Here is a 14,397-nt window from a genome sequence, read left to right as displayed (position 1 = left end):
AAAATAATAAATAAAATGACAAACAAAAAAGAACAAGCACCCGCTAACGACGTGCTTACCGTTTCTGAGGCTTTTATCACCAAATACAAAAAGCCCATCGTTATTGCTGCCGCTGCAGTAGTACTCCTCATCGTAGGTTTCTTCTGTTACAAGAATTATGTAAGCGCTCCCCGCGAGGACAAGGCTTCTACCGCTCTGGGTCTTTGTCAGCAGTATTTTGACCAGGGCATGTTTGACAAGGCTCTTAATGGCGACGGCGCCAACTGTGTAGGTTTCGTGAAGATTGCTTCTGACTACAGCGGCACCGATGCAGCCAATCTCGCCAACCTCTATGCCGGTCTGAGCTATGCTCACACCGAGAAGTGGGAGAAGGCAGCCGAGTATCTCGACAAGTACTCTACAGCTTCCGACGCACTGGTAAGCCCCGCAGCAGTAGCTGCCCGCGGCCAGGTATATGCCAACCTCAACAAGATAGACGAGGCCGTATCAGACCTGAAGAAGGCTGCCAAGATGGCCGACAGCAAGGGCCACAACGGCGTAAACAACAGTCTGTCGCCCCTGTTCCTGCTCTCAGCAGCGCAGTTGCTGGAGAGCCAGAACAAGAATGATGAGGCGCTCGAGATATACAAGGATATCAAGGCCAACTATGTCACCTCTGCTCTTGTTCAGAGCCAGGAGATAGACAAATACATCCAACGTCTGGAGGAGAAGTAATCATGGCTACAGCACTCCACCACCTCTCCGACGAGGATATAGCCAATGTGCCCGACGCCAGCAACATGTGCTTCGGCATAGTAGTGGCTGAATGGAACAAGGAGATAACCGATGCGCTGCTCAATGGCGCGGTGACCACCTTGGAGAAGTATGGCACTCTGCCCGAGAACATCCACGTCAAGACCGTGCCCGGCAGCTTTGAGCTGATTTACGGAGCACAGCAGATGACCAAGAATGACGGATTTGATGCCGTTATCATCCTCGGAAGTGTCATCCGTGGCGAGACGCCCCATTTCGACTACATCTGCCAGGGCGTCACCTACGGCATAGCACGGCTCAACTCCAACCAGAACATCCCCGTCATCTACGGACTGCTTACCACCAACGACTTGCAGCAAGCCAAGGATAGATGTGGGGGCAAGTATGGCAACAAGGGAAGCGAGTGTGCCATCGACGCCATCAAAATGGCTAAGTTCTAAAACCCATTCCAAAGATATGAAGCCCATCGGGAGCTGATACGCAGGTATCGCCCGATGGGCTTTTTTTGATGGCTGTAGGCGGCGGGTGAATGGGTGGCTGCGGCGGGGAAATGGCTGTCGGCGGCGTGGAAATGGTTGTCGGCGGTGGGGAAAAGGTTGTCGGCGGCGGAGAAGTGGCTGTCAGGACAGTGATGGCGCCCGCAGATGTGGAGTCGCTAAATATAAATAAGTTAAAAAACTATGCAGTGTTTACATTTTTTCGTAAATTTGCAGCAGGTAAACATAAAACTGAATAACATGTTGAACAAGAAAGTAGAAGAGGCTATCAACGCCCAAATCAATGCCGAACTCTGGTCGGCTTATCTCTATCTGTCTATGGCAGCTTATTGCCACGCCCAGGGCCAGCCCGGTATGGCCAAGTGGTTTGAGGTCCAGTTCCGTGAAGAGCAGGACCACGCCAAGATATTCTTCAATTATGTCGTTTCACGCGACGGAGTGGTAACCCTCAAGCCCATCGAGGCTGTGCCCACCACATGGGAGTCGATGCTCGACGTATTTGAGAGTACACTGGCCCATGAGCAGAAGGTCACCTCGCTCATCAACAACCTCTACGCACTGGCCACCCAGGAGCTCGACTTCGCCACCCAGAGCATGCTCAAGTGGTTTATCGACGAGCAGGTGGAGGAAGAAGAGAACGCCAGCACCATCATCGACAATATCCGCATGATTAAGGACAACGGATATGGTCTCTACATGCTCGACAAGGAGCTCGGCGCACGTGTCTACACCCAGGCCGCTCCGCTCGTGGGCAAAGAGTAAAACCGTCGCACCCCAGCCCCACAAGGCATCCCTCTCCGGGATGCCTTTTTTCGTTTTCGGAGGCGTCGCGACGAGCTCCGCCAAGCCCCTCGCAACGCCTGTCGCAGCCGCGGCGATGACCCTCGTTACGGCGATGGCAAAAGTAAGAATTTACAACAATTTGGAAACGTAAAAGATTGTGATACAAAGGCTTCTCGATTACCTCGGCTACTATATCCTTTACAATTATTCGCCGTTTTTCTTGCACGGTTCAGATTTTCTTCGTACCTTTGCACGCGATAATCGGAGTAACGCTTGTCGGTTTAAGGTTTTCAGACACGGTTACTCCCAGTATTCACTGGCATCCAGACACGGTGGTTTTTCTTCTTATCAATACCGTTGTCGCGAGCTTTTTTCAGGATGTGGCTCAGATGTCAAAAACAATAATTTATGAGTTTATTAACAAGAAGATTATTTGTATTATTGACTATTGGTGTGACATTTCCACTGCTGGCGATAGCAAGTGGGTCACTGGAAACTAAAAAGACCATGGATTGGAATCCCGTGATGGATGCGATAATCCAGGTAGAAAGCGAAGGAAACGCAAGGGCGGTGAAGGGCAACTCCTGTGGAGCTATGCAGATAACCCCCGTACTGGTAAAAGACTGTAACCGCATACTGCGCATGAGAGGTTCGAACAAGCGCTACACCCTGGCCGACAGATTCAGCATCAGCAAGTCGCGAGCTATGTTCCTGCTCATCCAGTCGTTTTACAACCCGCAGAACAATGTAGAACAGGCCATCCGAGCTTGGAACGGCGGTCAGAACTACACCGTGGCGAGTACACAGCGTTACCTTGAGAAAGTGAAACGTCATTTGTATTGATACAAACACAACATCAAGACTTTCATTCCTGCCTCTGGGCAGTGATGGAAGTCTTTTTTTTGTCCCTGAGCCTGTCTTGCCGGCGGCGCCGTAAACCGTCGCAAGCATGGAGTGGGGCAGGGGCGAGGGGCGGAGCCAGGTGCAGACCGTCACCCATGAGGTCGCCTCGCCAGCCTCTCACTACAGCCTCCGCCCAGGCAGCCATGGAGGCGGCCGGAAGGGCTCTGTCTGGCTCGTAGTCGACGGAGATAGCAGAGAGGTGCACAATACACTTGTTGTCAGCAGGTTTGGCGATATCCTGATGACGGTTGTCGGCTCGTAACATAAGACACGAGCCCACGTGACATAAGTCACGAGGTCACGTATCTTGCGTCACGAGCTCACGTACCTTATGTTACGAGCCGCCCAAGAGGCTGGCTGCGGTGACCGATGAACTTGCAAAGATTATGTCGGGCAACCGTGGCGACGGGGAGCGGTGCGCGGTGACGGTGGCGATGCCCGAGGAGGTAGTCTCTCCAAGTTGCCGCCGGCCGTCGGTGCACGGGTAGATGGTGTCGCTTGTGAGTCAGGTTGTCACCAAAAATGCCACTTTGCTCGCGCCTGCGGGCGTGCGTATATATAAATAGGTGTTTTTTCAGTTAATAATGACTAATGTTACCAAAAAAAGTAGTAACTTTGCAACTTGAAGGTGACAAAACGCCTTCTGCGCATAAAATATTTATTAATAACGTTATAATTTTTATGAATTTCACTTTGTTGATTACCGTTATGCTAACGGCTGTAACCTTGGTGGTGGCTGCTTATGTCATTGCCAAGCTCATCGGTCCCCGTTCGTACAATCCGGTAAAAGGTGAGCCCTTTGAGTGTGGTATCCCCACGCGCGGCAGCTCATGGTTGCCCTCGCACATCGGTTACTACCTCTTCGCCATCCTTTTCCTGATGTTCGACATCGAGACTATGTTGCTCTATCCCTGGGCTGTAGTCGTTAAGCAGTATGGAAGTCTGGCCCTCGTGAGCATCAGTTTCTTCCTGTTGGTATTGGTATTTGGCCTGGCTTACGCCTGGCGGAAAGGAGCATTGGAATGGAAGTAAAGAACAGAGCCTCTATCAAGAGCATTCCTTACGACGAGTTTAAGGACAACGACACGCTGGAGAAGATTGCCGCCGAGCTCAATGAGGGCGGTGCCAATGTGGTGGTGAGCTCACTCGACGCCGCCATCAACTGGGGTCGCAGCAACTCGCTGTGGTCGCTTACCTTCGGAACATCGTGCTGTGGTATTGAGTTTATGGCCGTAGGCTGTGCCCGTTACGACTTCTCTCGCTTCGGCTTCGAGGTGACCCGTAACTCTCCACGCCAGGCCGACCTTATCATGTGTGCCGGTACAATCACCAACAAGATGGCACCAGTGTTCAAGCGTCTGTATGACGAGATGGCCGAGCCCAAGTATGTAGTGGCTGTAGGCGGATGCACCATTAGCGGCGGCCCCTTCAAGAAGAGCTACAACGTGGTGCGCGGTATCAGCGAGCTGGTGCCTGTGGATGTGTTCATCCCCGGCTGCCCTCCACGCCCCGAGGCTATCCTCTATGGCATGATGCAGCTGCAGCGCAAGGTGAAGGTCGAGAAATTCTTTGGCGGCGCCAACCACAAGATGACTGCTGATGAGAAGAATCTCTCCATGAGTCAGGGTGGTCTGCGCGGTCTGAGCAACGAGAACCTCTCTGATGCCAACAAGTTGGGCAACAAGAAGCCTATCATCGTGACCCAAGTGCCCGAAGGCTTCGACCCACAGAAGGGACTTGATGACTAATATATAATAAGGTATAAGAATATGAAGCTGAATAACATAGAACTGAGTTTTGACAATTTCGCCGAGGAGATGGCGAAATTGAAGAACGAGAAACACTTCGACTACCTTGTTACCATCATCGGTGAAGACTTCGGTGAGGAAGGACTCGGATGTATCTACATTCTCGAAAATACAGACACTGCCGAGCGTTGCTCGGTGAGAACCATCGCCAAGAAGGTGGATGGCAGCGACGTTATCCCCACGGTAATCAATCTGTGGAAGGTGGCCGACCTGCTCGAGCGTGAGGTCTACGACTTCGTGGGCATCAAGTTCCTCGGCCACCCCGACATGCGTCGCCTCTTCCTGCGCACCGACTTCAAGGGTCATCCCCTGCGCAAGGACTTCGACATGAGCCCCGAGGCCAACCAGTTCCCCTGTACCGACGAGCCTGAGAGCGACTACACCGTAGAATACTCGCTCGACAAGAACGGTCATCTGGTAGCCACCGAGAAGAGACTCTTCGACGAAGATGAATATGTAATCAATGTAGGCCCCAACCACCCATCCACCCACGGCGTGCTGCGCCTGCAGACCGTAGTGGACGGCGAAACCGTGAAGCGCATCTATCCCCACCTGGGATATATCCACCGCGGTATCGAGAAGATGTGGGAGAATATGACCTACCCACAGACCCTCGCCCTGACCGACCGTCTCAACTACCTCTCGGCCATGATGCACCGCCACGCTCTCGTGGGCGTCATCGAAGAGGCTATGGGCATAGAGCTCAGCGAGCGCATACAGTATATCCGTACCATCATGGACGAGCTGCAGCGTATCGACTCCCACTTGCTCTACCTGGGCTGTACCGCACAGGACCTCGGTGCCCTCACCGCTTTCCTCTACTGTATGCGCGACCGTGAGCACGTGCTCAACGTGATGGAGGAAACTACCGGCGGCCGACTCATACAGAACTATTATCGCATCGGCGGACTGCAGGCCGACATTGACCCCAACTTCGTGGACAATGTCAAGAAGCTCTGCGCCTATCTGCGCCCGATGATACAGGAATATCTCGACGTCTTCGGCGACAACGTGATTACCCACAACCGTCTCGAAGGTGTTGGCCCCATGGGCAAGGACGACTGTATCAACTATGCCGTGACCGGTCCTGCCGGACGTGCCGCAGGCTGGGCCAACGATACCCGTAAGCGTCATCCCTATGCCCTCTACGACAAGGTGGAGTGGAAGGAGATAACCATGACCGGCGGCGACTCTATGGACCGCTACTACTGTCACATCAAGGAGCTCTATCAGAGCCTCGACATCATCGAGCAGCTCATAGACCATATCCCTGAGGGCGAATACTACATCAAGCAGAAGCCCATCATCAAGGTTCCCGAGGGACAGTGGTATTTCTCTGTAGAAGGAGCCAGCGGCGAGTTTGGCGTCTATCTCGACTCACGTGGCGACAAGATGCCTTACCGTATGAAGATGCGCCCGATGGGTCTGTCGCTTACCGGCGCCCTCGACCCTATGCTCCGTGGTCAGAAGATAGCCGACCTCATCACCACCGGTGCTGCCATCGACTTCGTAATCCCCGACCTCGACAGATAATAATATAATAATGTATAAGTAAAAAGAGAACATAATGATGTTTGATTTTAGTATATTAACAACCGCCATCGACAGTCTTCTGCGCCAGACCCTCGGGCTGGGCGACTTCTGGTCGATACTGATAGAGTGCGTGCTCGTGGGTGTAGGCATCCTTACCGCCTATGCGCTGATAGCCATCGCCCTCATCTTCATGGAGCGCAAGGTGTGTGCCTACTTCCAGTGCCGTCTGGGCCCGATGCGAGTAGGTCCTTGGGGTATCTTCCAGGTCTTCGCCGACGTGCTCAAGATGCTTATCAAGGAAATCTTCGTTGTCGACAGAGCCGACAAGATGCTCTACTACATCGCTCCTTTCCTTGTGATTATCGCCTCGGTGGGCACCTTCTCATTCCTGCCATGGAACATGGGTGCGCATATCCTCGACTTCAACGTGGGCCTGTTCCTCATCACCGCCATCAGCTCGATAGGCGTACTCGGCGTGTTCCTCGCCGGATGGGGTTCCAACAACAAGTATTCGGTAGTGTCGGCCATGCGTGGCGCCGTGCAGATGATTTCCTATGAGATGTCGCTCGGCCTCTGCCTGATCTCTGCCGTAGTCCTCACAGGCACCATGCAGGTGAGCGGCATCGTTGAGGCTCAGGTTGGTCCTTGGAGCTGGCTCATCATCAAGGGCCACGTGCCTGCCATCCTGGCTTTCCTCGTATTCCTCGTAGCCGGTAACGCCGAGGCCAATCGTGGCCCGTTCGACCTGGCCGAGGCTGAGAGCGAGCTGACAGCCGGTTACCACACCGAGTATTCGGGTATGGGCTTCGGCTTCTACTATCTGGCAGAGTACCTCAACCTCTTCGTTATCTCGGGCATCGCCTCTACCGTATTCCTCGGTGGCTGGGCGCCTCTCAATATCGGTATCGAGGGCTTCGACAATCTGATGAACCTCATCCCCGGATTTATCTGGTTCTTCGGCAAGACCTTCGCCGTGGTATGGATTCTGATGTGGGTACGCTGGACTTTCCCCCGTCTGCGTATCGACCAGATACTTACCCTCGAGTGGAAGTATCTCATGCCTTTGTCTCTGATTATCCTTGTGCTGATGACCGTATGCGTAGCGCTGGGCTTCCACGGATAATCTGCGAAATATCAAACCGTAATTCAACAATAGATTAATAACAAAGTATGTCTAACAATTCATATTTCAAAGGTATTGCCGATGGCGTGAAGACGCTTGCCACAGGTATGAAGACTACCATGAAGGAGTACTTCACACCCAAGAGCACCGAGCAGTATCCCGAGAACCGCAAGACTACACTCCACATTTCGCCCCGATTCCGCGGACGCCTGGTTTTCGAGCGCAACGAGGATGAGAGCTACAAGTGTGTGGGATGTACACTCTGTGAGAAGTCATGCCCCAATGACACCATCAAGATTGTTACCGAGATGGTGGAGGACCCCGAGACAGGCAAGAAGAAGCGCCAGCTGGTAGATTACCAGTACGACCTGGGCGACTGCATGTTCTGCGAGCTCTGCGTCAATGCATGTAACTTCGGAGCCATCAAGTTTGTCAACGATTTCGAAAATGCTGTCTTCGACCGTGACAAGCTCGTCTATCATCTGGACAAGGAAGTATACAAAGGTGGTTCGCTGCCCAACCTCATTGATGGCGGCGCTCCCCTGGAAATAGGTAAGTTTAACACCAAAACCAAGTAAACCGATTATGGCAAATATTGTAATGTTTTGTATTCTGGCCGTAGTCATTCTTGGCTCAGCCTTAATGTGTGTGCTGACCCGCAGCATCATGCGTGCAGCCACCTTCCTGCTGTTTGTGCTCTTCGGCATCGCCGGTCTTTACTTCCTGCTCGACTATACCTACCTGGGTGCTGCCCAGATAGCTGTCTACGCCGGAGGTATCACCGTGATGTATGTCTTTGCCATCCAGCTGGTCAACAAGCGCGCCCTCCAGGGCAAGACCGAACACTTCAAGGGCTCACGCCTGATGGGCGGACTGCTCATCTCACTGCTGGGCCTCGCCACAGTAGTGGGCGTAATCCTCAAGCATAAGTTTATCGACATGGCAGCCAGCTTGGCCGACAAGGAGGTAACCATGCAGGAGATAGGTACAGCCCTTGTGGGTTCAGAGAAATATCAGTATGTATTACCCTTCGAGTTGATATCAGTATTCTTGCTGGCTTGTATCATCGGAGGCATCATGATTGCAAGAAAGGAGGACCAGAAATGAATATTCCCGTAGAGTTTTTCCTTACACTTAGTGCATTGCTGTTCTTTATAGGTGTATTCGGATTTGTCACACGCCGCAACCTCGTGGCCATGCTCATCTCGGTCGAGCTGATACTCAACTCTGTCGACTTGAACTTTGCCGTGATGAACCGCATCCTTTTCCCCGGTGAGATGGAAGGCTTCTTCTTCACACTCTTCTCTATCGGTGTGAGTGCTGCCGAGACTGCTGTTGCGCTGGCTATTATTATTAATGTTTACCGTAACTATCACAGTGACCAGGTGAACAGTATTGAAAACATGAAATTCTAAGACACTATGTACAGTTATGCATTTTTGATACTTCTTCTGCCGTTGCTGAGTTTCCTCGTGTTAGGACTTGCGGGCATGAAGATGAAGAAGCAGGTAGCGGGTGTCATCGGCACCATCGTGCTGGGCTGCGTATTCGCCATGTCGGTATATACCGCCTACAAGTATTTCTTCGTTGACGGAAGAAATGCCCTCACTGGCGCCTACGACACCGTTACCGTGTTCAATTATAGCTGGTTGAAGTTTAGCGAGCTGCTTACCTTCAACATCGGTTTCCGCCTTACGCCTATCAGCGTGATGATGCTCATCGTCATCACTACTGTCAGCTTTATGGTTCATATCTATTCGTTTGGTTACATGGCCGAGCGCGACGAGAACTATGAGGTTGAAGGCTATGAGAAGGGCTTCCAGCGTTTCTACGCTTACCTGAGCCTGTTTACGATGTCCATGCTGGGTCTGGTGGTTGCCACCAACCTCTTCCAGATGTATCTCTTCTGGGAGCTGGTGGGCGTGTGCTCTTATCTGCTTATCGGTTTCTATTACCCCAAGCATGCCGCTGTCCACGCCAGCAAGAAGGCGTTTATCGTAACTCGCTTCGCCGACCTCTTCTTCCTCATCGGTATTCTCATCTACAGCTTCTATGTAGGCACGTTCAACTACGACCTGGCTAACGACCATGACCTGGTGCTGAAGTTGCATGGTGCAGCATTTGTCCTGCCTACCGCCCTGTTCCTGATGTTTATCGGTGGTGCCGGTAAGAGTGCAATGTTCCCGCTCCACATCTGGTTGCCCGACGCTATGGAAGGCCCCACACCCGTGTCAGCGCTCATCCACGCCGCCACCATGGTTGTGGCTGGTGTATACCAGGTGGCCAGCCTGTTCCCCATCTGGGTGACCTACGCGCCTGAAGCCCTGCACTATGTGGCCTACATCGCTGCCTTCACCGCATTCTATGCCGCAGCCGTAGCCTGCTGTCAGCGCGACATCAAGCGTGGTCTGGCCTTCTCGACCATCTCTCAGATAGCCTATATGCTGGTAGCCCTTGGCGTATGTACCGCCATCGACAACCACGAGGGTGGTCTGGGTTATATGGCCGGTATGTTCCACCTCTTTACCCACGCCATGTTCAAGGCCCTGCTCTTCCTCTGCTCCGGTGCCATCATCGTGATTATCGGCAGCAACTTCAAGGAGTATATGGGAGGTCTGCACAAGTATATGCCCATTACCAATGTCTGCTTTCTCATCGGATGTCTTGCCATCGCCGGTATCCCTCCCTTTGCAGGTTTCTTCTCTAAAGATGAAATCATCACCGCCTGCTTCCAGTTCTCTCCCTTCATGGGCTACTTCATGACACTGGTTGCCGGTATGACCGCTTTCTACATGTTCCGTCTCTACTACGTGATATTCTGGGGCCAGAGCTACTACGAACTTGACCCCGAACACCGTCGCAAGCCACAAGAGGTGCCCTTCGTAATGTGGGGTCCGCTGGTGTTCCTTGCCATCATCTCGTGTGTAGCCGGTCTCATTCCTTTCGGCCACTTTGTTTCGGCTACCGGCCAGAGCTACGATATCCACATCAACGCTCAGGTGGCTACTACCAGCATTGTGGTGGCTATCATCGGCATTGCCCTTGCCACCTATATGTACGCTCCCAAGAAGACTCCGCTGGCCGACACTCTGGCCAAGCGTATGCCTGTGCTGCACAAGGCTGCCCTCAACCGTTTCTACATCGACGACGCATGGCAGTTCTTCACCCACAAGATAGTCTTCGGACTCTTCTCTAAGCCCATCGCATGGTTTGACCGCCGCGTCATCGACGGCACCATGAACTTCATGGCATGGGGTACACAGGAAGCCGGTGAGTCTATCCGTCCATGGCAGAGTGGCGACGTGCGCCAGTATGCCGTATGGTTTATCACGGGAAGTGTAGCTATATCATTAATCCTTCTTTGTCTTTAGAGCATTATCATTATGAGTATATTAACATTATTCGTAGTTATCCCCGTCCTGATGCTCCTCGGGCTCTGGTTTTCCAAGAACCTGGCTCAGGTACGTGGCGTAATGGTAGCAGGTGCCAGCGCCCTGTTGGTCCTGGCCATCTGGCTTACCGTTACTTTTATACAGATGCGCCATGCCGGTAACACCGATCCCATGCTGTTCACCTACAGCGTGGCATGGTTCCCCTCGCTCCATATCGCCTACAGCGTAGGCGTCGATGGCATCTCGGTCGTGATGCTCCTGCTGTCGGCCATCATTGTCTTCACCGGAACCTTTGCCTCTTGGCAGGCCATGTCCAACCACAAGGAATACTTCCTCTGGTTCACCCTGCTCAGCACCGGTGTGTTCGGCTTCTTCATCTCTGTAGATATGTTCACCATGTTCATGTTCTACGAGGTAGCCCTCATCCCTATGTATCTGCTTATCGGAGTATGGGGTACAGGCGCCAAGGAGTATGCCGCCATGAAGCTCACCCTGATGCTTATGGGTGGTTCGGCGCTGCTCATCATCGGCATCCTGGCCATCTACTTCTTCAGTGGAGCCACCACGATGAACATCAATGAGATTGCGGCTATGGCCAATATCCCCGAGAATGTGCAGAACATCTTCTTCCCCTTGCTTTTCATCGGTTTCGGCGTGCTGGGAGCCCTCTTCCCATTCCACACATGGTCGCCCGACGGTCATGCCAGCGCCCCTACCGCCGTGTCTATGCTCCACGCCGGTGTGCTGATGAAGCTCGGTGGCTACGGCTGCTTCCGCATTGCGATGTATCTCATGCCTTCCGCTCTCGACACCTGGGCACCTGTGTTCCTCATCCTCACCACCATCTCTGTGGTATATGGAGCGCTCTCAGCCTGTGTGCAGACCGACCTCAAGTACATCAATGCCTATAGCTCGGTATCCCACTGTGGTATGGTGCTCTTCGCCCTCTGCATGGTAACCCAGACCGCCATCACCGGTGCCGTTATCCAGATGTTGTCCCACGGTCTGATGACAGCCCTCTTCTTTGCTGTCATCGGTATGATTTACCACCGTGCCGGCACTCGCGACGTGCGCTATCTCGGCGGACTGATGAAGGTAGTGCCTTTCCTCGCCGTTTCCTATGTAGTGGCAGGTTTGGCCAACCTGGGTCTCCCCGGTTTCTCTGGCTTCGTGGCCGAGATGACCATCTTCGTAGGTTCGTTCCAGAACGCCGATACCTTCCACCGTGTATGTACCATCGTGGCTTGTACCTCTATCGTAGTGACAGCCGTGTACATCCTGCGCGTTGTGGGCAAGATTCTATTCCAGAAGATACCCAACCCCGAGTTCCTCAAGCTCACCGATGCTACTTGGGACGAGCGCTTGGCTGTGGGTGGACTTATCTTCTGCGTAGCCGGTCTCGGTACTGCGCCTTTCTGGGCACAGGAGATTATCTACGATGCAGTAGGCCCTATCATCCAGCATATCGGCAACTTTGTTGCGATAGCCCAGTAAACTGTAATGTCTAACGATTAAGTATCTAAAAGAAATGAATATTGATTATAGTCAGTTTTTACATATGATGCCCGAAGTAAGCCTTATGGCTGTTCTGGTAATCGTCTTCATTGCAGACTTCTTTACTGCCCCGCGTGTAGCCGATGTACAGGCTGGCGCCGACTTCAAGGCTCCCCGTGCATGGTTTGGTCCGCTGGTGTGTGTGCTCATGCTTGCCCACACCCTGCTCAATCTCGCTCCCGTAGAGTCTGCCGTTACCTTTGGCGGCATGTATTATACCACACCCTCTATCGGTATCATCAAGAGCATCCTCGCCTTCGGCACACTCATCGTGCTCATCCAGAGCCGCGAGTGGATGCGCCGCCCCGATACCTTCTTCAAGGAGGGCGAGTTCTACATGCTCACCCTCGCCACCCTCTTGGGTATGAACATGATGGTAAGTGCCAACCACTTCCTGCTGTTCTTCCTGGGTCTTGAGCTGGCTTCGGTGCCCATGGCCTGCTTGGTGGCGTTCGACAAGTACCGCCACAACTCAGCCGAGGCAGGTGCCAAGTTCATCCTCACCGCCACCTTCTCGAGCGGCGTGATGCTCTATGGTATCAGCCTGCTCTATGGCGCTGTAGGCACACTCTACTTCGACGACGTAGTGATGCGACTCTCTGCCACTCCTATGGTCATCGTGGGTCTGGTGTTCTTCGTCAGCGGTCTGGGCTTCAAGATTTCTCTCGTGCCCTTCCACTTCTGGACAGCCGACTCTTACCAGGGCGCTCCCACCACCGTTACCGGCTATCTGTCGGTTATCTCTAAGGGAGCCGCAGCCTTCACGCTCTGCACCGTGCTGATGAAGGTCTTCGGTCCCATGGTCGAGTACTGGCAGTACATGCTCTTCATTGTCATCGTGCTGTCTATCACCGTGGCCAACCTTTTCGCCATCCATCAGAGCGACCTGAAGCGCTTCATGGCGTTCAGCTCTATCTCTCAGGCAGGTTACATCGTGCTCGCCATCGTGGGCAACCAGGCCACATCGGTCTACGCCCTCAGCTTCTACGTGCTCATCTACGTGGTAGCCAATATGGCTGTGTTCACCATCATCTCGTCTATCGAGGAGCACAACAACGGCGTGGTAGATATGGAAAGCTACAACGGACTCTATCAGACCAATCCGCGTCTGGCCTTCCTCATGACCCTCGCCCTGTTCTCCCTGGGTGGTATTCCTCCCTTCGCTGGTATGTTCTCCAAGTTCTTCGTCTTCATGGCAGCTGTCAAGGGCGCCGACTTGGCCACCACCACCGGAGCGCTGGCCTACATCGTGGTATTCATCGCGCTGGTCAACACCGTGATATCTCTCTACTACTATCTGCTCATCGTCAAGGCTATGTACATCAAGCCCAACGAGCATCCTCTGCCTACATTCCAGAGCGCCACGAGCACCAAGCTCGCCCTCGCCGTTTGTACCACAGGTGTGCTGCTCTTCGGTGTATGCTCATTCATCTACGAATGGATAGCTCTGGCATAACGCAGCAAGAGAGCAAGATATACTAAATCTAACTTAATAATATCTACAGGGGATAAGTCGGTATCTTACCGCTTATTCCCTGTTCTTTTTTCTGCTTCTCCGCCTGCGCCGTCAGTTTCTCCACGACGCCCATCCGCCCGCTCGCCATCTGCAACCCCGCTGCGAGCCACTCTGAGTCGGGTCTGCGGCTTGAAATGCAGAAATCATGGTTTGCCATATTCATTTCCGAGTTTGCATTCCTCGTTTCAAACCTTGAAATCACCGCAGATGTCATCTCCTCCAGGTTTGTTTCCGTGAGCGGGAGAGTGGCACCCACTATCCGTAGTTTTCTCACGCCCTCGTTTATCGCAGCGACAGAGGCCACAGCTGCAATGTCAATGTGCTTTCTTTTCAGTTTTGTTCCCTTTGTACCATCTTTAGTCAAGATAGGCGGCGTCTTAACCATGCAAAACGAAAAAAACTTCGTGTTTTTCTTTGCATTGTCTTCGACTTGCACTACTTTGGATAAGATAGGCGGCGTCTTAACCATGCAAAACGAAAAAAACTTCGTGTTTTTCTTTGCATTGTCTTCGACTTGCACTATCTTTGTAAGAAA

Annotated in this window: 17 protein-coding genes; 15 read left to right on the top strand and 2 right to left on the bottom strand. The window is 52.8% G+C overall.

Annotated elements, in window-relative coordinates; genetic code table 11:
• Positions 1–15: 15 nt before the first annotated feature.
• The 5 genes from CIK92_RS07375 (at position 16) to CIK92_RS07355 (ending at position 2,876) form a co-directional block, all read left to right on the top strand.
• A complete protein-coding gene (locus tag CIK92_RS07375; RefSeq protein ID WP_094388654.1) occupies positions 16–714 on the top strand; it encodes a tetratricopeptide repeat protein in 699 nt (232 codons plus the stop codon).
• Positions 715–716: 2 nt separating this feature from the next.
• Positions 717–1,193: a 6,7-dimethyl-8-ribityllumazine synthase gene (gene ribH / locus CIK92_RS07370; protein WP_022309938.1), complete on the top strand. Its 477-nt coding sequence runs from the start codon at positions 717–719 to the stop codon at positions 1,191–1,193.
• A 110-nt stretch (positions 1,194–1,303) separates the two neighbouring features.
• On the top strand, positions 1,304–1,489 hold the full coding sequence (locus CIK92_RS07365; protein WP_144007747.1) for a hypothetical protein: 186 nt from the start codon (positions 1,304–1,306) through the stop codon (positions 1,487–1,489).
• 1 nt (position 1,490) lies between these two features.
• Entirely contained in the window at positions 1,491–2,012 is a 522-nt protein-coding gene (locus tag CIK92_RS07360; RefSeq protein WP_094388652.1) for a ferritin, read from the top strand.
• 528 nt (positions 2,013–2,540) lie between these two features.
• Positions 2,541–2,876 carry a transglycosylase SLT domain-containing protein gene (locus CIK92_RS07355; RefSeq protein WP_254046020.1) on the top strand — a complete coding sequence of 112 codons (336 nt, stop codon included), beginning with the start codon at positions 2,541–2,543 and terminating at the stop codon, positions 2,874–2,876.
• 22 nt (positions 2,877–2,898) lie between these two features.
• On the opposite strand, the gene CIK92_RS07350 is transcribed toward CIK92_RS07355, so the two are convergent.
• A complete protein-coding gene (locus CIK92_RS07350; protein ID WP_094388651.1) occupies positions 2,899–3,201 on the bottom strand; it encodes a hypothetical protein in 303 nt (100 codons plus the stop codon).
• Positions 3,202–3,617: 416 nt separating this feature from the next.
• Between CIK92_RS07350 and CIK92_RS07345 the strand changes: the two genes are divergently transcribed.
• The 10 genes from CIK92_RS07345 to CIK92_RS07300 are packed head-to-tail and all read left to right on the top strand — an operon-like array spanning position 3,618 to position 13,802.
• Positions 3,618–3,968, top strand: a complete 351-nt coding sequence (locus tag CIK92_RS07345) for an NADH-quinone oxidoreductase subunit A (protein ID WP_022309935.1) — start codon at positions 3,618–3,620, stop codon at positions 3,966–3,968.
• Complete coding sequence (locus CIK92_RS07340; protein ID WP_094387393.1) at positions 3,959–4,684, top strand: NADH-quinone oxidoreductase subunit B; 726 nt, start codon at positions 3,959–3,961, stop codon at positions 4,682–4,684. Before CIK92_RS07345 ends, CIK92_RS07340 begins: the two co-directional genes overlap by 10 nt.
• 21 nt (positions 4,685–4,705) lie before the next feature.
• A complete protein-coding gene (locus tag CIK92_RS07335) occupies positions 4,706–6,277 on the top strand; it encodes an NADH-quinone oxidoreductase subunit C (protein ID WP_022309933.1) in 1,572 nt (523 codons plus the stop codon).
• A 37-nt stretch (positions 6,278–6,314) separates the two neighbouring features.
• Positions 6,315–7,400, top strand: a complete 1,086-nt coding sequence (gene nuoH / locus CIK92_RS07330; protein ID WP_094388666.1) for an NADH-quinone oxidoreductase subunit NuoH — start codon at positions 6,315–6,317, stop codon at positions 7,398–7,400.
• A gap of 47 nt (positions 7,401–7,447) precedes the next feature.
• Positions 7,448–7,978 (top strand): NADH-quinone oxidoreductase subunit I, encoded by a 531-nt coding sequence (locus tag CIK92_RS07325; protein WP_094387392.1) that lies wholly within the window; start codon positions 7,448–7,450, stop codon positions 7,976–7,978.
• A gap of 7 nt (positions 7,979–7,985) precedes the next feature.
• Positions 7,986–8,507, top strand: a complete 522-nt coding sequence (locus CIK92_RS07320; RefSeq protein ID WP_022309930.1) for an NADH-quinone oxidoreductase subunit J — start codon at positions 7,986–7,988, stop codon at positions 8,505–8,507.
• Positions 8,504–8,815: an NADH-quinone oxidoreductase subunit NuoK gene (nuoK, locus tag CIK92_RS07315; RefSeq protein ID WP_022309929.1), complete on the top strand. Its 312-nt coding sequence runs from the start codon at positions 8,504–8,506 to the stop codon at positions 8,813–8,815. The genes CIK92_RS07320 and nuoK overlap by 4 nt, the downstream gene beginning before the upstream one ends.
• A gap of 6 nt (positions 8,816–8,821) precedes the next feature.
• On the top strand, positions 8,822–10,771 hold the full coding sequence (nuoL, locus tag CIK92_RS07310; protein ID WP_094388650.1) for an NADH-quinone oxidoreductase subunit L: 1,950 nt from the start codon (positions 8,822–8,824) through the stop codon (positions 10,769–10,771).
• 12 nt (positions 10,772–10,783) lie between these two features.
• Positions 10,784–12,286, top strand: coding sequence for a NuoM family protein (locus CIK92_RS07305; RefSeq protein WP_094388649.1), 1,503 nt, complete (start codon positions 10,784–10,786; stop codon positions 12,284–12,286).
• Positions 12,287–12,320: 34 nt separating this feature from the next.
• A complete protein-coding gene (locus tag CIK92_RS07300) occupies positions 12,321–13,802 on the top strand; it encodes an NADH-quinone oxidoreductase subunit N (RefSeq protein WP_094387391.1) in 1,482 nt (493 codons plus the stop codon).
• Between the two features lie 43 nt (positions 13,803–13,845).
• On the opposite strand, the gene CIK92_RS07295 is transcribed toward CIK92_RS07300, so the two are convergent.
• The gene (locus CIK92_RS07295) at positions 13,846–14,382 is read right to left on the bottom strand and encodes a hypothetical protein (protein WP_144289371.1); all 537 of its coding nucleotides are present in this window, start codon (positions 14,380–14,382) and stop codon (positions 13,846–13,848) included.
• Positions 14,383–14,397: the final 15 nt, after the last annotated feature.

The sequence above is a fragment of the Prevotella sp. P4-67 genome, assembly GCF_002251325.1.
Taxonomy (GTDB): domain Bacteria; phylum Bacteroidota; class Bacteroidia; order Bacteroidales; family Bacteroidaceae; genus Prevotella.
Note: the sequence above shows the minus strand (reverse complement) of the source record. Positions and strands in the feature narration are given on the sequence as shown.